The sequence below is a fragment of the Stenotrophomonas sp. YJH_SMC_53 genome (assembly GCF_059369995.1).
The window spans coordinates 507,341-524,579 of record NZ_JCAFTF010000001.1; the positions used below are offsets into that span (position 1 = coordinate 507,341).

Genomic DNA, 17,239 nt, shown 5'->3' on the forward strand with positions numbered 1-17,239 from the left:
GGCGTCAGTACAGCGTCGCCAGCTGCTGCTTGAGCTGGTGCAGGGCAATGGCACGGTGGCTGATGGCATTCTTCAGTGCCGGCTCCATTTCCGCGGCGGTCAGGCCGTGGGTGGTGTCCAGGAACACCGGGTTGTAGCCGAAACCATTCGTGCCGCGCAGTTCGCGGATGATCTGGCCTTCCCAGCGGCCTTCGCAGATCAACGGCTGCGGGTCGGTGGCGTGGCGCAGCAGCACGATCACCGCATAGAAGCGGGCGCTGCGCTGGCCGTCGGGAATGTCGGCCATCGCGTCCAGCAGCTTGGCGTTGTTGGCCGCGGCGTTGGTCGGGTGACCGGCATAGCGCGCGCTGTACAGGCCCGGCGCACCGCCGAGTGCGTCGACGATCAGGCCCGAATCATCGGCCAGTGCCGGCAGGCCGGTCGCTTCGCAGGCCGCGCGTGCCTTCAGCAGCGCATTCTCGACGAAGGTCAGGCCGGTCTCTTCCACGTCGCCCAGGCCCAGTTCGGCGGCCGAGGTGATCTGCAGCGGCAGGTCGGCGAGGATCTCCTGCATCTCCACCAGCTTGCCGGCGTTGTGGCTGGCCAGTACCAGTTTCTTCATTGACGGGGCTCCAGCAGGTCCCAGGTGTTGCCATACAGATCGCGGAATACCGCGACCGTTGCATAGGGTTCTTCGCGCGGCGCTTCCAGGAACTCGACTCCCGCGGCAAGCATCGCCGCGTGGTCGCGGTGGAAGTCGTCGGTGTTGAGGAAGAAGGCGACGCGGCCACCGGTCTGGTTGCCGATGCGGCTGCGCTGCGCCTCGTCGCTGGCACGGGCCAGCAGCAGCGCGGCGGCGCTGCCGTCGGTCGGGCCGACCACCACCCAGCGCTTGTGGCCCTGGTCGATGTCCTCCAGCAGTGCGAAGCCGAGCTTGCCGGTGTACCAGGCAATGGCTTCGTCATAGTCGGCCACCACCAGGGTGGTCAGGGCAAGGCGCCGGTTCATGCCGACAGCGCCGCCTGCTGCGCGGCCAGCAGCTCGGCCACGCCCTTTTCGGCCAGGCCCAGCAGCGCGTCCAGTTCATCGCGACGGAAGGCGTGGCCTTCGGCGGTGCCCTGCAGTTCGATGAAGCCACCACCGTCGTTCATCACCACGTTCATGTCGGTGTCGCAGTCGCTGTCTTCGGCGTAGTCCAGGTCCAGCACCGGGGTGCTGCGGTACACGCCCACCGACACCGCGGCCACCGCGCCCAGGATCGGGTTGCGCTTGATGTCGCCACGCTTCATCAGCACGTTCACCGCATCGACCAGGGCCACGTAGGCGCCGGTGATGGCGGCGGTGCGGGTGCCACCATCGGCCTGCAGCACGTCGCAGTCCAGGGTGATGGTGCGCTCGCCCAGCGCGTTGCGGTCCACGCACGCGCGCAGGCTGCGGCCGATCAGGCGCTGGATCTCCAGCGTGCGGCCGCCCTGCTTGCCGCGGGCCGCTTCGCGATCACTGCGGGTATGGGTGGCGCGCGGCAACATGCCGTACTCGGCGGTGACCCAGCCTTCGCCCTTGCCGCGCAGGAAGCCCGGCACGCGGTTCTCGACGCTGGCGGTGCACAGCACGCGGGTTTCACCGAAGCACACCAGCACCGAACCTTCGGCGTGGCGGGTGAAGCCGCGTTGAATGACGACCGGGCGGAGCTGGTCGGGCTGGCGGCCGCTGGGGCGGGAATCGGACATGGTGCGGGTTCCGTAATGGCGAGGGAGTACGCCTCCACGCCCGCGGCCTTCACGGTGCGGGCAAGGGGGCTCTGGTGAGGGCGCTAGGGTACCATTCCCCCTTTGCACGCACCGGACACATTCCATGATTCGAAGCATGACCGCCTATGCCGGCGGCGAGCGGGTCACCCCGTGGGGCACGCTGGGCTGCGAGCTGCGCTCGGTCAACCACCGCTTCCTGGAGGTCGGCACCCGCCTGCCCGAGGAACTGCGGGCGCTGGAGCCGCAGCTGCGCGAGCGCATCGCCGCACGCCTGAGCCGTGGCAAGCTGGATCTGGTGGTGCGCCTGCGCGCGCCGGAAGCGGCGGCCAACCTGCAGGTGGACGAGGCCCTGCTGGGCCAGCTGGGCCGCCTGGCCCACCGCCTGACCTCCGATTTCCCCAACCTGCAGGTCAGCTTCACCGACCTGCTGCAGCTGCCGGGCGTGACCCGTGGCGAGGCCACCGATGCCGCGGCCCTGCAGGTCGAGGCACTGGCCCTGCTGGACCAGGTGCTGGACGGCTTCGTCGAGGCCCGCGAGCGCGAAGGCGGCAAGTTGTCGGCGGCCATCAGCGAGCGCGTGGACGGCATCGAACGCATCGCCACCGAAGTCCGCACGCTGATTCCGGCCATTCGCGACGGCCAGCGTGCCAAGCTGGCCGCACGCCTGGCCGACCTGCCGCACCCGGTCGACCCCGGCCGCGCCGAGCAGGAACTGGTGCTGTGGCTGCAGAAGCTGGACGTGGATGAGGAGCTGGATCGCCTCGGCAGCCACATTGTCGAGATCCGCCGCGTGCTCAGGCAGCGCGAGCCGGTCGGCCGCCGCCTGGACTTCCTGCTGCAGGAGTTCAACCGCGAAGCCAATACGCTGGGCTCGAAGTCAGTGGACAGCCGTACGTCCAATGCCGCGGTGGAGCTGAAGGTGCTGATCGACCAGATCCGCGAACAGGTGCAGAACATCGAGTGATGTTGCATCCAGCATTACAGCAGGGGCGCCTTCGGGCGCCCTTCTCATTACAGCGTCTCAGCGGACGCTGACACCCGGCAGGCCCGCGCTCAATCGCCCCACGACGGCTGCCTGGCCGAACCCTGCGTCGTGGAAGCAGGCCAGCACCGCGTCCACCGCTTCCGGGGCGCAGGACACCAGCAGCCCACCGCTGGTCTGTGGGTCGGTCAGCAGCGGCTGCCAGTGTGCCGGCAACCCATCGGCGAAACGCACCTCCGCACCATACGAGGCCCAGTTGCGGTTGGACGCGCCGGTCAAGCAGCCGCGCTGCAGCAGCTCCAGGGCCTGAGGCAGCAGCGGCACCTGTGCGCTGTCCACCTCCGCAGCGACACCACTGGCGCGACACACTTCCAGCAGGTGGCCGAGCAGGCCGAAACCGGTGACATCGGTCATCGCGTGCACACCGTCCAGCGCGGCCAGGGCCACGCCCACGGTGTTCAGGCGGGTGGTCGACGCGATCATCTGCTGGTAGCCGTCGGCGTCCAGCACTTCTTTCTTCAGCGCCGACGAATACACGCCCACGCCCAACGGCTTGCCCAGCACCAGCACATCGCCGGCGCGGGCATCGGCATTGCGCCTGAGCCGCTGCGGGTCGAGCACGCCGATCGCGGCCAGGCCATAGATGGGTTCCACCGAATCGATGCTGTGGCCTCCAGCGACCACGATGCCGGCATCGGCGCAGGCACGCTCGCCGCCCTGCAGGATGCCGCGGATGGTCTCCTGCGGCAGCGTGTTGATCGGCATGCCGACGATGGCCAGCGCGAACAATGGTCGTGCCCCCATCGCGTACAGGTCCGACAGCGCGTTGGTGGCGGCGATGCGGCCGAAGTCGAACGGGTCGTCGACAATCGGCATGAAGAAATCGGTGGTGGCGACGATTGCCTGGCGGTCATCGAGGCGGTACACCGCGGCGTCGTCGCTGGTCTCGCGGCCGACCAGCAGTTCGGCCGGTGCCGGAAGCGCTGGCACGCCACGCAGCAGTTCGGACAGCACGCCCGGCGCGATCTTGCAGCCGCAGCCGCCGCCGTGTGCCAGCGAAGTCAGTCGTTGCGGGGCATCGGCCGTTGAAGGGGCGGGGGACTGCGCGTGCGTGGCCATGCCGACATCTCCTGCGGAAACACCAATGGCGGAAGGCAGCAGGAGTCGAACCTACCAGGGAACGATCGACGCCCCCTACTGGGTTTGAAGCCCAGCCGCATGCCCGGATGCGCATGCCTTCCGAAAGTACGGCGGCACCGGTGGGCTCAGTCGCGGGCTGCGTTCCACTGCAGGTCGCCGCGCGGCCGATGCTGGTCACCGACGCGTCGAGTGTAGCCAACGCGGTTGAAGAACTCCAAGATCTGGATGCTGCGCTTGCGGCCCAGGCCGATGGCATCGCGGAAGGTGGCCGCATCCACCGTGCCGGTGGCCTGCGACAGCTGCGCGACGATCGCGGCCAGCTCGGCAATGCGGGCCGGTGCATAGAACAGGTCCGGCACTACCTGGAACAGTTCGCCACGCGCGGTAGCGCGGCGCAGGACGGCGCGGACCTCGTCTTCGGCCAGACCAACGTCGGTGGCCAGCGTGCGCACCCACGGTGGATCGAAGCGACCGGCGTGCAGCTGCGGCAGCACGCGTTCCAGCAGAAGCCGTTCGCGTTCCGGTGGCGCATGGTCATGGCCGGGCAGGCGCCACCAGGCGCCCACGCGCTGCACGCTGCCGTCGTCCAGCAGGTCCTGGAGAAGCGCGATCCAGAGGCTCGCTGCAAGCGAGGGCAGGGTGCTGCGCTGAAGGCGTCCGCTATCAACACCGGGCTCGTCCGGACGTCGCTCGTGCCAGCTGCGCAGCGACGTGATCACCTGTTCGCGAAGCGCCTGCCAGTGCGAAGCAAGGATGACCACCGTGTCTTCGCGGGTGACGATGCGCCGCGTGCCCGCAGGAAGATCGATCCGGTCCGCCGCGCGCCGGCAGTAGCGTTGCAGGGCGGCCATGGCTATGCCGAAGGAAGCCTGCTGCAACAGCGGGCCGATTCCCGCACCTGTGGCCAGCTGCTCCAGTGCGCCCAGCCAGGCGAGCCGTGCCTGGCTGCGCCGGCGCCGCTGTGGCGGGTCCGGATCGAGCACGATGCCACCACCCAGCGTGCGGATGGCCGCTGAATCACGGGCGATGAAGCGATCACCGCACATCGCACAGACCGGTGCATCGAACACCAGTTGCACCAACTGTCCGTCGCCGTGATCGACGTCCTCCAGCAGCACCACATGGGCCTGCCGGTGCATCGTGCCCCAGTGGATGTGCAGCGGCGCCCAGTCGCGCAACGGTGTTGCCAGTGCGGGAAGCCGCAGGCGTACGTCGACGCGACGGGTCGCCAGCAGGGCGCGCGGGTCGGCGATCCAGTCGCCACGGTGGATGTCGTCGCGGGCGATGGCAGCCAGGTTCAACGCGCAGCGCTGCCCGGCCATGGCGTGTTCGCTGGCCTGGTTCTGCGCGTGGATGCTGCGTACGCGCACGTCAGTGGCGGCCGGCATCAGCTGCAGATGCTCACCCACTGCAGCGATGCCGCCGTGCACTGCGCCGGTCACCAGCGTGCCGTGGCCGGCCAGCGAGAACACGCGGTCCACCGGCATGCGGAACAGCTCGCTGCGCAGTTCGGCCTGGCGCGTGTTGGCGTTGTCCGACGCCCACGCGTGCAGCTGGGTACGCAGCGCGTTGATGCCAGAATCGTCTGGTGCGGTGCTGTTGCAGGCGAATACGGGGGAATCCTGCAGCGGCGTTCCGGCCAGCAGCGCGGCGATCTCGATCTCGACCCGGGCCAGGCGCGCCGCATCCACACGGTCGATCTTGGTCAGGGCTACCGCGCCGCGGTCCACGCCCAGCAGTTGCAGGATCGCCAGGTGCTCGCGGGTCTGCGGCATCACACCGTCGTCGGCGGCGATCACCAGCAGGGCGACATCGATGCCGGTGGCGCCGGCCACCATCGTATGCACGAAGCGTTCATGGCCCGGCACATCGACGAAGCCCAGCGTCGCCTCGGCACTCCCGCCGCCTGTGCTTTCCACCGGGACATAGGCATAGCCCAGCTCGATGGAGATACCGCGCGTGCGCTCTTCCTGCAGGCGATCGGTTTCGATGCCGGTCAGTGCGCGCACCAGGCTGGTCTTGCCATGGTCGATATGCCCGGCGGTGCCGACGATCATGCCTGCAGCGTGCTCCATTGCGCGAGGAAGGCGGCTTCGTCGGTGGGTTCCAGGCAGCGCAGGTCCAGCCACAGCGCGTCATCGGCAATGCGGCCAAGCACCGGTCGCGGCAGCTGGCGCAAGCGCTTGGCCAAGCGATCCAGCCCGCCGCGGCGCGCGCTGGTAACGCGCAGTCCGGCGCTTGCCAGCTGCGCCTGTGGCTGCGCGCCGCTGCCGATCTGGCTGTACATCGAGGCCCGTTCAAGCGCGTAGTCGGCGGCCAGCGACGCGCGCATCGGCTGCAGCAGGCGGTGTGCCTGCTCGTCGATGTCATCCCGCAGGCGCGAAAGGCTGCGCAGGGTCGGCAGCCGCAGTGCCAGCCGTTCCGGTTCGCGGTACAGGGCCAGCACGGCTTCCAGTGCGGCCAGGCCCATCTTGTCCATGCGCAGCGCCCGCTTGAGCGGATTGCGGTTGATCCGCGCGATCAGGTCGGCGCGGCCGGCGATGATCCCGGCCTGGGGGCCGCCCAGCAGCTTGTCGCCACTGAACGAAACCAGATCGGCGCCGGCCGCCAGTGCTTCCTGCACGGTGGGCTCGTGCGGCAGGCCGAAGGCCGCCAGATCGCACAGGCTGCCACTGCCCAGGTCCACCACCAGCGGCAGGCCGTGCTCGTGCGCGATCGCAGCCATCGCCGCAGTGTCGACCTTGGCAGTGAAGCCGGTGATCGTGTAGTTGCTGGCATGCACTTCCATCAGCAACGCGGTACGTGCGCCGATGGCATGGGCGAAGTCGGCCGGGTGGGTACGGTTGGTGGTGCCCACTTCCAGCAGTCGCGCGCCGGCGCTGCGCATCACATCGGGAATGCGGAAGGCACCGCCGATCTCCACCAGTTCGCCGCGCGACACCACCACCTCGCGGCGGTTGGCCAGGCTGTTGAGCAGCAGCAGGACCGCCGCCGCATTGTTGTTGACCACGGTGGCGGCTTCGGCGCCGGTCAGTTCGCAGACCAGCGCCTGCACCCGTGCATCGCGGTCGCCGCGGCGGCCGCGGATGATGTCGAATTCCAGATCGACCGGCGCTGTCATTGCGCGGGTGACCGCCTGCACGGCGGCATCGGGCAACAGCGCGCGGCCCAGGTTGGTGTGCAGCACGGTGCCGGTCAGGTTGAACATCGGCTGCAGCTCCAGGCGTGCGTCGGCCGCCAGTGCGGCGCCGAGCGCCGCGACCAGCGACGGGCCGTTGATGGCCTGTTCGAGGCGTTCGGCCGAGAGCTGCGCGGCGCTGATACGGTCGCGTAGTTCCTGCAGGTGTGCGCGCAGCAGTTGGGTGATGCGGCTGCGGCCGTGGCGTTCGATCATGGCCGACAACGCAGGCAGGCGCAGCAGTCGGTCCAGCGAAGGCAGGGCGGCGGCCGATGCCGGCGTGGCGTGCGTGCGTGGCATAGGTCAGTTGCCGTCGGATTGCCACAGCAGCGGGTTCTGGCTGGCGCGCGCATAGCCTTCCTCGGCCAGCAGCAGGTCCAGCGCCAGCGTGCCGAGGTCATCGGCCACCGGCTCCAGTGACGGATCTTTCTCCAGGTACAGGATCTTGCGATAGCTGTGGCAGTGGTCGCAGGTCTCGGCGCGCACCGCACTCCCGCGCACCGCCTCGCCGCTGTCACCGTCCACCTCGGCCAGGGCGCGATAGGCAATGTCCTTGCCGGCGGCGCCGCACTGGCTGCACTGCACGCGCACGTAATGCCACTGGCAGGCACACAGTGAGCACGACAGGTAGCGATAGGCGGCGTAGGGCGGGCGCGCCTGCACCACGCTGGCCACCGGCAGCGTGCCACAGAGCGGGCACAACCCTGGCGCATCGGCCAGCGGCTTCAGGTCGGTCGGATGGAAGCTGGCGGCGAGCACCGCCCAGTACACCTGCAGCGCGTTCATCACCAGCAGCGCAGCGACGGCGTCGACCGACGGCGCGTCATCGCGTTCCAGCACCGCATGCGCCTGTGCATCCAGCCACGCATCATCAGCGGCGGCGACGCGCTGTAGTTCCTGCCGGGTTTCCACAGGCAGCCCGGTTTCGTCGGCACAGTGCCGGCACAGCGTGCGCAGCCAGTCGCGCCAGCGCCCATCCAGTTGCAGTGTGTTGGCCGGCCGCAACGGCATGCCGGCGCTAGCCGCCGCGCTTGACTGCTGCGCGCGCGCCTGTGCCTGAAGCCCCTCGCGTTGCCGCGGCGTCAACTCATCCAGCAGCGCCTGCTGCGCATCGGCCAGCGCCGCCAGCAGCTGCAGGTAGCCACCGATGGCACTGTGCGCGGCCAGGCTGCGCAGGCGTGCCGCGCGCGTAGCGAACAGTGACCCGGTATCAGGCAGGATGATGCGCGGCACATCGCGCGAGGCGAGCGTCTCGATCTCACCGGGTCCAAGGATGCGTTGCGCCATGCAGGGCCAGCCAGAAGAACCAGGCTCCATCCTCGCTGTTGTCGGCGCTGGCGTCCAGCGTGTTGCCGGCCATTTGAAAGGTTGGGGTCAGATCCGTTTTCCACAGGAAAACGGATCTGACCCCATCGGTTGGTTGAAAGTGGATCCCGAGCGTTGGTCGGGATTCGATCAGTGCCGACCAACGGTCGGCACCCACCGACAGATCGCGGCCAACTGTCGAAGGCGGGGTGGGTCCGGTTGCGGGAGCGTGAGCCGCATGGGCCCGAGGCATGCCTCGGGCGGGTTGGGCAGGACGCCCAACCCCGGTCTTGCCGTGTGCGCGGGACAGCGCACACGAGCAAGCGGCGACCGAGCTTACATGGGTGAGGGCGCTTTGCTTGCGAAGCACTGCTTCGCAAGCGCCCGAACGCACAGCCGCCAGCGGCTGGGCCGGGCCCCGGAGGGGTACTTGCAGCGTCCCCCGCAACCGGACCCACCCCGCAACTCCTCAGGAAGCCAGCTTTTGACGTTGACGTTGCTTCTGCGGGTACAGGGCCGCAGGCCCTGCCGCTACCCCTGTTCCCGCCGCCCGCGCAGGATGTCCCGGAACCACTGTCGGTGGTGCTTGTACGCCCACCCATAGGTCACCTTGCCCTGGGTCATCGCCCGCACCGACCCCTTGATCCAGATCGCCGCATAGATGTGCACCACGATCGCGCAGATCAGCACCCAGCCGAACAACGCATGGGCGAGCACCGAGAAGCGGATCACCCCGATCGGGAAGAAGTGGCTGAAGTACTGCCGCCAGATCACGAAGCCGGTCAGCAGCAGTGCCGACAGGCAGCCGATGATGGCCCAGAACAGCAGCTTCTGGCCGGCATTGAAGCGACCGACCGGTGGCAGCTTTTCATCCTCGTTGCGCAGCACATCGCGCATGCCGCGCATCCACGCGCGGTCGTCGGCGGTCGGCAGATTGTCGCGCCACATGCGCAACGCCAGCAGCGCAAAGCCCACCACCATGGCCAGGCCGATGAACGGGTGCAGGATGCGCGTCCACGGTCCGCCACCGAACAGCTGGGTCAGCGGGAACAGGGCAGGGTGGAACAACGCCAGCCCGGACAGCGCGGTCAGCACGAAGCAGATCGCCACGATCCAGTGGTTGATGCGGGTCGGCGCGCGGTAACGGATGATCTGCCGCGGGTGCGGGGCGTACTTCATGGCCGCTGCTCCTCTTCGATCTTCTTCGCCTCGTGCTCGGCTTGTTCTTCTTCCTCGTCATTGACCGTGTTGCGGCCGATGCCGATGTAGTGCAGGAAGCCAGCAAAGGCCGTGGCGGCGATCGCCAGGACGCCCAGCGGCTTGGCTACGCCCTTCCAGACTTCCACCATCGGGCTGATGCGCGGGTCCTTGGGCAGGTCGGCGTAGAGCTCGGGCTTGTCCACATGCTGCAGCACGTACATCACGTGGGTACCGCCGACGCCCTGCGGGTCGTACAGGCCGGCGTTTTCATAGCCGCGTGATTTCAGGTCTTCCACGCGTCCGGCGGCGTGCTCGGTCATCGCCTGTTTGCTGCCGAAGGTGATCGCCCCGGTCGGGCAGGTCTTCACACAGGCCGGCTCCTGGCCGACCGCCACCCGGTCCGAACACAGCGTGCACTTGTAGGCCTTGTGGTCCTTCTTGGAGATGCGCGGTACGTCGAACGGGCAGCCGGTCACGCAGTAGCCGCAGCCGATGCAGTTCTCTTCCTGGAAGTCGACGATGCCGTTGGCGTACTGGATGATCGCGCCGGGCGACGGGCAGGCCTTCAGGCAGCCCGGGTCGCTGCAGTGCATGCAGCCCTCCTTCCGGATCAGCCACTCCAGCTTGCCCTTCTCGTCCTCGTACTCGCGGAACTTCATCACCGTCCACGACTGTTCGCTCAGGTCGGGCGGGTTGTCATAGCTGCCAACGCAGCTGCCCACTTCGTCGCGCAGGTCGTTCCATTCCATGCAGGCGACCTGGCAGGCCTTGCAGCCGATGCACTTGCTCACATCGATCAGCTTGGCGACCTGGCCGGTGTGTGCGCCCCGCGCCTCCGGCGAGGGCGTGGTGGTGGCCGAGCGGCGGATGATGTCCAGCGATTGCAGTGGCATGGCGTGTCTCCTACACCTTCTCGACCTTGACCAGGATGCACTTCGACTCGGGCGTCTGCGAGTTGCCGTCACCGATGGCATTGGTCAGCGTATTGGCGATATATCCGGGCTTGGCCGCACCGAGGAAGCCCCAGTGGATCGGCACGCCCACCTGGTGCACGGTCTTTCCATCGATCTGCAGGGCCTTGATCCGCTTGGTCACCACCGCAACGGCTTCGATATGGCCACGCTTGGAACTCACGCGCACGCGGCTGCCGTTGGTGATGCCCAGCTCGTCGGCCAATGCCGCACCGATCTCGACGAACTGCTCGGGCTGGATGATGGCGTTGAGCTTGCCGTGCTTGGTCCAGAAGTGGAAATGCTCGGTCAGGCGGTAGGTGGTGGCCACATGCGGGAACTCGTCCGGCGAACCGATCTGTGCACGGTCGCTGGCGAACACGCGTGCCGCGGGGTTGTTCAGCGTCAGGGCCTGGCCGGGGCTGAGCGGATTGCTGCGCAGCGGGGTATCGAACGGTTCGTAGTGCTCCGGGAACGGGCCTTCGGCCATGCCGGCCTTGGCGAAGAAGCGGGCGATGCCTTCCGGGTTCATGATGAACGGGCCCATCCCGCCGGCAGGATCTTCGTCGGCCTTGAAGTCCGGCACGTCCACGTTGCCCCAGTTCTTGCCGTTCCAGGCCAGCAGCGTGCGGCGTGGATCGAACGGTTGGCCAGCCACGTCGCACGAGGCGCGGTTGTACATCACGCGGCGGTTGGCCGGCCACGCCCAGGCCCAGCCCAGCGTGTTGCCGATGCCTGTCGGGTCACTGTTGTCACGCCGCGCCATCATGTTGCCGGTCGGGCCCCAGGCGCCGATGTAGATCCAGCAGCCGGAGGACGTGCTGCCATCGTCGCGCAGGTCGCCGAACGCGGCCAGCTGCTCGCCGGCCTTGCGCACCAGCTTGGTCGGGTCCTTCGGATCGAACACGTCGGCCAGCGCCTTGCCGTTGTATTCCATCGCCAGTTCTTCCGGCGTCGGCAGCTCCGGGTTGGAATACTTCCAGGCCAGGTCGCGTACCGGCTCCCACCACGCACCGCCATCCTTCTCGTACATCGCTTTGATGCGGTGGAACAGCTCGGACATGATCTCGATGTCGCTGCGTGCTTCGCCCGGCGGATTGGCACCCTTCCAGTGCCACTGCAGCCAGCGCGAGGAATTCACCACCGCGCCGTTCTCCTCGGCGAAGGAAGTGGTGGGCAGGCGGAACACTTCGGTCTGGATCGTGCTCGGGTCGACGTCGTTCAGTGCGCCGTGGTTCTGCCAGAAGGCGATGGTCTCGGTTTCCAGCGGATCCATGCTGACCATGAACTTCAGCTTGGAGAACGCACTGATCAGCTTGCCCTTGTTCGGCGCCGAGGCCAGAGGATTGAAGCCCTGGCAGATGTAGCCGTGGATCTTGCCCTCGTTCATCAGCTCGTACGCCTGCAGCATGTCGTACGGCTTGTCGAGCTTGGGCAGGTAATCGAAGCACCAGTTGTTGTCGGCGGTGGCGGCATCGCCCCACCACGATTTCATCAAGCTGACGTGGAACTTCGGGTAGTTCTGCCAGAACGACATCTGGTTGGCGCGCAGGGGCTTCTGCGTGCGCTTGGCGATGTAGGCGTTGTAGTCCTGCTCATCCTGTTTCGGCAGCGTCAGGTAGCCGGGCAGCAGGTCGGACATCAGGCCGATGTCGGTCAGGCCCTGGATGTTGGAGTGCCCGCGCAGCGCGTTCATGCCGCCACCGGCTACGCCGATGTTGCCCAGCAGCAGCTGCACCATGGTGCCGGCACGCACGTTCTGCGCGCCGATCGAGTGCTGCGTCCAGCCCAGCGCGTACAGGATGGTCATCGCCTTGTCCTTGCCGGCGGTGGACGCGATCATGTCCCACACTTGGCGGATGCTGTCGGCCGGCGTGCCGCAGATGCGCTCGACCATCTCCACGGTGTAACGCGCGTAGTGTTGTTTCAGCAGGTTGTAGACGCAGCGCGGATCCTTCAGCGTCGGATCGCTGCGCACGAATCCATCGTCACCGTAGGCGTAGTCCCAGCTGGAGCGGTCATAGCTGCGCTTTTCTTCGTTGTAGCCCGAATACAGGCCGTCCTTGAAGGCGAACTCGTCCTTCACCAGGAACGACATGTCGGTGTAGTTCAGCACGTACTCGTGCTGGATGCGGTCCTCGGTCAGCAGGTAGTTGATCAGGCCGCCCAGGAACACGATGTCGGTACCGGTGCGGATCGGCGCGTACACATCGGCCACCGCGGCCGAGCGGTTGAAGCGCGGATCGACCACGATCAGCCGCGCCTTGTTGTGGGCCTTGGCCTCGGTCACCCATTTGAACCCGCACGGATGCGCCTCAGCGGCGTTGCCACCCATGATCAGGATCAGGTCGGCATTCTTGATGTCGACCCAGTGATTCGTCATCGCACCACGGCCTAGCGTCGGGGCAAGACCTGCCACCGTCGGGCCGTGTCAGACACGTGCCTGGTTGTCGAATGCCAGCATGCCGAGGGAGCGGACGACCTTGTGGGTCAGCACCGCGGTCTCATTGCTGGTGGCCGAGGCCGCCAGCATGCCAGTGGTCAGCCAGCGGTTGACCGTCTGCCCGGCTTCGTTCTTCTGCACGAAGTTGGCATCGCGGTCTTCCTTCATCAGCCGCGCGATGCGGTCCAGCGCATCGTCCCAGCTCAGCCGCTTCCACTCGTTCGAGCCCGGCGCGCGGTACTCGGGGTAGAGCAGGCGCGACTTGCTGTGGATGATGTCGGCCAGGCCGGCACCCTTCGGGCACAGCGTGCCGCGGTTGACCGGATGGTCCGGGTCGCCCTCGATATGGAAGATGCTCGGCTCGGCGTTCTTGGCGCCATCGCCGAGGCTGTACATCAGGATGCCGCAGGCCACCGAACAGTAGGTACAGGTGTTGCGGGTCTCGGTCGCGCGGGTCAGCTTGTACTGCCTGACCTCCGCGAGCGCGATGCCGGGCGCGAAGCCCATCAATGCCAGGCTGGAGCCGACCAGGGTTGTCCCGGTCACTTTCAGGAACTGGCGGCGGCTCATCGATGGCATGCCGTTCTCCTGGGATGGCGGGGAGGCGCAGGCCTCCGGGCTGTCGTTGGGTACGGGCCGGTTATAGCACAGGCCCCCGGATGCCCATGTGGCACAAGGCGCGGCGCCTGCCGGACGGGCCCGGAAAGGGCCTGCTCTGGTAAAGTTGCGTGCCCGCCCCCTGGGGAAGCGTCTGCCGGGCCTGGTCCCAGGATGTTCCGCGCAGCCCCCGCCGTCCTGGCGCGATCCTCCGCGCCGGATCTGGAACACCGAGGAAAAATTTTGCGAAATCAACCAATTGGGTTCCGCGCATGAGCGCCCCGTCGAAGCCGTCGGACGCCGTTGCGCGCGGCACGCTGTACATCGTTGCCGCCCCGTCCGGCGCCGGCAAGAGCAGCATCGTCAATGCCACCCTGGCCCGTGACCCGCAGATCGCCCTGTCGATCTCCTTCACCTCGCGCGCGATGCGCCCCGGTGAGGTGAACGGCCAGCATTACCACTTCGTCAGTGCCGAGAAGTTCGAGCAGATGATCGCCGCCGGCGACTTCTTCGAGCACGCCTGGGTGCACGGCGACTGGAAGGGCACGGCCCGGCAGTCGGTGGAGCCGCAGCTGGCCGCCGGCCAGGATGTGCTGCTGGAGATCGACTGGCAGGGCGCGCAGCAGGTGCGCCAGCTGGTGCCGGGCACGGTCACCGTGTTCATCCTGCCGCCGTCCAAGCAGGCCTTGCAGGACCGCATGCGCAAGCGCGGCCAGGACAGCGAGGCGGTCATCGCCCAGCGCCTGGGCGCGGCCCGCGATGAAATGCTGCACTTCAACGAGTTCGACTACGTCATCGTCAACGAGGTGTTCGACACTGCCGTGGACGAGCTGTGCGCCATCTTCACTGCCAGCCGCCTGCGCCGGGAGGCCCAGAAGGTCCGCCACGCCGGCCTGATCCAGGCGCTGCTGACCCCCGATCCGGGTGCAACTGACTGATTCCAAAAGAATCGGGTAGGGGTTGGCTTGATTTTGTCCAGCCCCTGCCAGTACACTCCGTCCCCTTTCCCTCATTCGACTGAGCGGCCGACCGGTCGCCGGGAGCCCGTATGGCCCGCATCACCGTAGAAGATTGCCTGGAAGTCGTTAACAACCGTTTCGAACTGGTCATGATGGCTTCCAAGCGTGCCCGTCAGCTCGCCAACGGCGTGCAGGCCACGCTGGACAACAGCGAGACCGAGGACAAGCCGACCGTGCTGGCGCTGCGCGAAATCGCCGCCCGCAAGATCGACAACGCCCTGATCGACGAAGTCGAAAAGGCCGAGCGTGAGCGCGCCGAGCGCGAAGCGCTGGAGTGGGCTGCCGCCGAAGTGGTCGCCGACGAAGACATGTCCAAGAACGACGATTGATCGCATCGATCAACGTAATCGTTGGACACACCGAACAGCCCGCCCCGTGCGGGCTGTTTCGCATTCAGGATTTGCCGTAAACGTCGCGCTGGAATAGGCTTCGGGCATGAACCCAGGCCCCACTGCCAAGGTCGCCGCAGCCCCCACTGCCGCCGTACCCGACTACGTCCTCCAGCTCGAACGCGCCGCCCATTACCTGCCGCCGGAACAGCTGCCGCTGTTGCGCCGTGCCTGGGAAGTCGGGGCCTCCGCGCACGCTGGGCAGACGCGCAAGTCGGGCGAGCCCTATATCACCCATCCGGTGGCCGTGGCCCAGGTGCTGGCCGAACTCGGCCTGGACGTGGAAGCGCTGATCGCCGCGATCCTGCACGACACCATCGAAGACACCCCGCTGACCCGCGAGGCGCTGGCCGCCGAGTTCGGCGAAGCCGTGGCCGAACTGGTCGACGGTGTCACCAAGCTGGACAAGCTGAAGTTCCGTGACCGCCAGGAGGCGGCCGCCGAGAGCTTCCGCAAGATGCTGCTGGCGATGTCGCGCGACCTGCGCGTGATCATGATCAAGCTGGCCGACCGCCTGCACAACATGCGCACGCTGGGCGCGCAGAGCCGCGAAGCGCGTGGCCGCATCGCCCGCGAGACGCTGGAGATCTACGCGCCCATCGCCCAGCGCCTGGGCATGAGCCTGGTCAAGAGCGAGCTGCAGAACCTGGGGTTCAAGGCGCTCTACCCGTGGCGCCACGCCATCATCGAAAAACACATCCGCAGCCAGCCGGTGGTGCGCCGCGAAGCGATGGCGCAGGTGGAAGTGCAGCTGTCGCAGCGCCTGGCCAAGGAGGGCATCGAGCATCGGCTGATCAGCCGTATCAAGACCCCGTGGAGCATCTACAACAAGATGCGCGACGAGAACAAATCCTTCGACCAGGTGATGGATGTGTTCGGCTTCCGCCTGGTCGTGCGCAGTGTGCCCAGCTGCTACCACGCGCTGGGCTCGGTGCACGCCACCTTCAAGCCACTGGATGGGCGCTTCCGCGATTTCATCGCCATTCCCAAGGCCAACGGTTACCAGTCGCTGCACACGGTGCTGTTCGGGCCGTATGGCTCGCCGATCGAAGTGCAGATCCGTACCGAGGAAATGGACCTGATCGCCGAACGCGGCGTGGCCGCGCACTGGACCTACAAGTTCGGCGGCGATTCGCCCAACAGCGCACAGAGCCGTGCCCATGCGTGGATCGTCGAGCTGATCGACTCGCAGCGCGCCGCCGGTTCCTCGCTGGAATTCCTCGACAACGTCAAGGTCGACCTGTTCCCTGACGAGGTCTACCTGTTCACCCCGAAGGGCAAGATCCTGGCCCTGCCGCGCAACTCCACCGCGCTCGATTTCGCCTACGCCGTGCATACCGACGTGGGCAACATGGCGGTGGCTTCGCGCGTGGACAAGAAACTGGTGCCGCTGCGCACCAAGCTGGTGTCGGGCCAGTCGGTGGAGATCATCACCGCGCGCTCGGCCACGCCGAAACCGCAGTGGCTGGAATTCGTGGTGACCAGCAAGGCACGCACCGCCATCCGCCACCAGCTCAAGCAGCTGGAGCACGAAGATGCCGTGCAGCTCGGCCATCGCATGCTCGACCGCGCGCTGGAAGCGATGGATTCGTCGCTGGAGCGCCTGCCGAAAGGCCGCTTGGATGCGTTCCTGGCCGAACACCGCTTCCCGCGCCTGGAAGCGCTGCTGGCCGAGGTCGCACTGGGCAACTGGATGCCGACCCAGGCCGCGCAGGCGCTGATGGCCTACGCCGAACTGCGTGGCGGCCCGCATTCACGCCACCACTCGCAGGAGAAGATCCTGATCAACGGCAGCGAGCGCGGCGTGGTCACCTTCGCCGGCTGCTGCCAGCCGATTCCCGGCGACGAGATCATGGGCTACCACACCGCCGGCAAGGGCATCGTGGTGCACCGGATGGACTGCCCGAACCTGGCCGAGCTGCGCAAGTCGCCCGAGCGCTGGGTGCCGATCGGCTGGGACACCACCGTCTCCGGCGACTACGACACCTCGCTGGTGGTGGAAGTGGAGAACGGCACCGGCGTGCTGGCGCAGCTGGCCGCCGCCATCGCACAGAGCCATTCCAACATCGAACGCGTGGACTACCTGGACCGCGACTTCAACGCCGCCGTGCTGGCGTTCAACATCCAGGTGCGCGACCGCAACCACCTGGCCGAAGTGATGCGCCGCCTGCGCCGCCTGTCGGTCGTGCAATCGGTACGCCGCCAGTAGATCCACGCCATGCGTGGATGACGTTCCGCGCACACGACGCACGGGGTCGGATCCGTTTCCCGCCAGGAAACGGATCCGACCCCAGCCGACATCACCC

The 17,239-nt window shown here is 67.3% G+C and carries 14 protein-coding genes and 1 tRNA gene; 4 read left to right on the forward strand and 11 right to left on the reverse strand.

Annotated elements, in window-relative coordinates; all coding sequences use genetic code 11:
• Positions 1–4: 4 nt before the first annotated feature.
• The 3 genes from rdgB to rph are packed head-to-tail and all read right to left on the reverse strand — an operon-like array spanning position 5 to position 1,709.
• Positions 5–601 (reverse strand): RdgB/HAM1 family non-canonical purine NTP pyrophosphatase, encoded by a 597-nt coding sequence (gene rdgB / locus AC5P7X_RS02305; protein ID WP_005418971.1) that lies wholly within the window; start codon positions 599–601, stop codon positions 5–7.
• Entirely contained in the window at positions 598–987 is a 390-nt protein-coding gene (locus AC5P7X_RS02310) for a VOC family protein (protein ID WP_005418968.1), read from the reverse strand. The genes rdgB and AC5P7X_RS02310 overlap by 4 nt, the downstream gene beginning before the upstream one ends.
• On the reverse strand, positions 984–1,709 hold the full coding sequence (gene rph / locus AC5P7X_RS02315) for a ribonuclease PH (protein ID WP_329842660.1): 726 nt from the start codon (positions 1,707–1,709) through the stop codon (positions 984–986). The genes AC5P7X_RS02310 and rph overlap by 4 nt, the downstream gene beginning before the upstream one ends.
• A gap of 124 nt (positions 1,710–1,833) precedes the next feature.
• Here rph and AC5P7X_RS02320 point away from each other — a divergent pair, with 124 nt between their 5' ends.
• Positions 1,834–2,694: a YicC/YloC family endoribonuclease gene (locus AC5P7X_RS02320; protein ID WP_495214370.1), complete on the forward strand. Its 861-nt coding sequence runs from the start codon at positions 1,834–1,836 to the stop codon at positions 2,692–2,694.
• Positions 2,695–2,751: 57 nt separating this feature from the next.
• On the opposite strand, the gene selD is transcribed toward AC5P7X_RS02320, so the two are convergent.
• The 8 genes from selD to fdnG all read right to left on the reverse strand — a co-directional run bounded on the left by selD (position 2,752) and on the right by fdnG (position 13,507).
• Positions 2,752–3,831 (reverse strand): selenide, water dikinase SelD, encoded by a 1,080-nt coding sequence (selD, locus tag AC5P7X_RS02325; protein ID WP_053497458.1) that lies wholly within the window; start codon positions 3,829–3,831, stop codon positions 2,752–2,754.
• A gap of 26 nt (positions 3,832–3,857) precedes the next feature.
• A tRNA-Sec gene (locus AC5P7X_RS02330) sits at positions 3,858–3,953 on the reverse strand.
• A gap of 24 nt (positions 3,954–3,977) precedes the next feature.
• Complete coding sequence (gene selB / locus AC5P7X_RS02335; protein ID WP_346608079.1) at positions 3,978–5,909, reverse strand: selenocysteine-specific translation elongation factor; 1,932 nt, start codon at positions 5,907–5,909, stop codon at positions 3,978–3,980.
• Positions 5,906–7,330 carry an L-seryl-tRNA(Sec) selenium transferase gene (gene selA / locus AC5P7X_RS02340; RefSeq protein WP_495214371.1) on the reverse strand — a complete coding sequence of 475 codons (1,425 nt, stop codon included), beginning with the start codon at positions 7,328–7,330 and terminating at the stop codon, positions 5,906–5,908. The genes selB and selA overlap by 4 nt, the downstream gene beginning before the upstream one ends.
• Positions 7,331–7,333: 3 nt before the next feature.
• Entirely contained in the window at positions 7,334–8,317 is a 984-nt protein-coding gene (gene fdhE / locus AC5P7X_RS02345) for a formate dehydrogenase accessory protein FdhE (RefSeq protein WP_495214372.1), read from the reverse strand.
• 549 nt (positions 8,318–8,866) lie between these two features.
• Positions 8,867–9,514 (reverse strand): formate dehydrogenase subunit gamma, encoded by a 648-nt coding sequence (locus tag AC5P7X_RS02350; protein ID WP_005418959.1) that lies wholly within the window; start codon positions 9,512–9,514, stop codon positions 8,867–8,869.
• Positions 9,511–10,428, reverse strand: a complete 918-nt coding sequence (fdxH, locus tag AC5P7X_RS02355; protein ID WP_053500839.1) for a formate dehydrogenase subunit beta — start codon at positions 10,426–10,428, stop codon at positions 9,511–9,513. Before fdxH ends, AC5P7X_RS02350 begins: the two co-directional genes overlap by 4 nt.
• Positions 10,429–10,438: 10 nt before the next feature.
• Positions 10,439–13,507, reverse strand: coding sequence for a formate dehydrogenase-N subunit alpha (gene fdnG / locus AC5P7X_RS02360; RefSeq protein ID WP_495214373.1), 3,069 nt, complete (start codon positions 13,505–13,507; stop codon positions 10,439–10,441).
• Between the two features lie 290 nt (positions 13,508–13,797).
• Between fdnG and gmk the strand changes: the two genes are divergently transcribed.
• The 3 genes from gmk (at position 13,798) to AC5P7X_RS02375 (ending at position 17,142) form a co-directional block, all read left to right on the forward strand.
• Positions 13,798–14,463: a guanylate kinase gene (gene gmk / locus AC5P7X_RS02365; protein WP_005410878.1), complete on the forward strand. Its 666-nt coding sequence runs from the start codon at positions 13,798–13,800 to the stop codon at positions 14,461–14,463.
• A gap of 110 nt (positions 14,464–14,573) precedes the next feature.
• The gene (rpoZ, locus tag AC5P7X_RS02370) at positions 14,574–14,873 is read left to right on the forward strand and encodes a DNA-directed RNA polymerase subunit omega (RefSeq protein ID WP_005410877.1); all 300 of its coding nucleotides are present in this window, start codon (positions 14,574–14,576) and stop codon (positions 14,871–14,873) included.
• A gap of 106 nt (positions 14,874–14,979) precedes the next feature.
• The gene (locus AC5P7X_RS02375; RefSeq protein WP_005418955.1) at positions 14,980–17,142 is read left to right on the forward strand and encodes a RelA/SpoT family protein; all 2,163 of its coding nucleotides are present in this window, start codon (positions 14,980–14,982) and stop codon (positions 17,140–17,142) included.
• Positions 17,143–17,239: the final 97 nt, after the last annotated feature.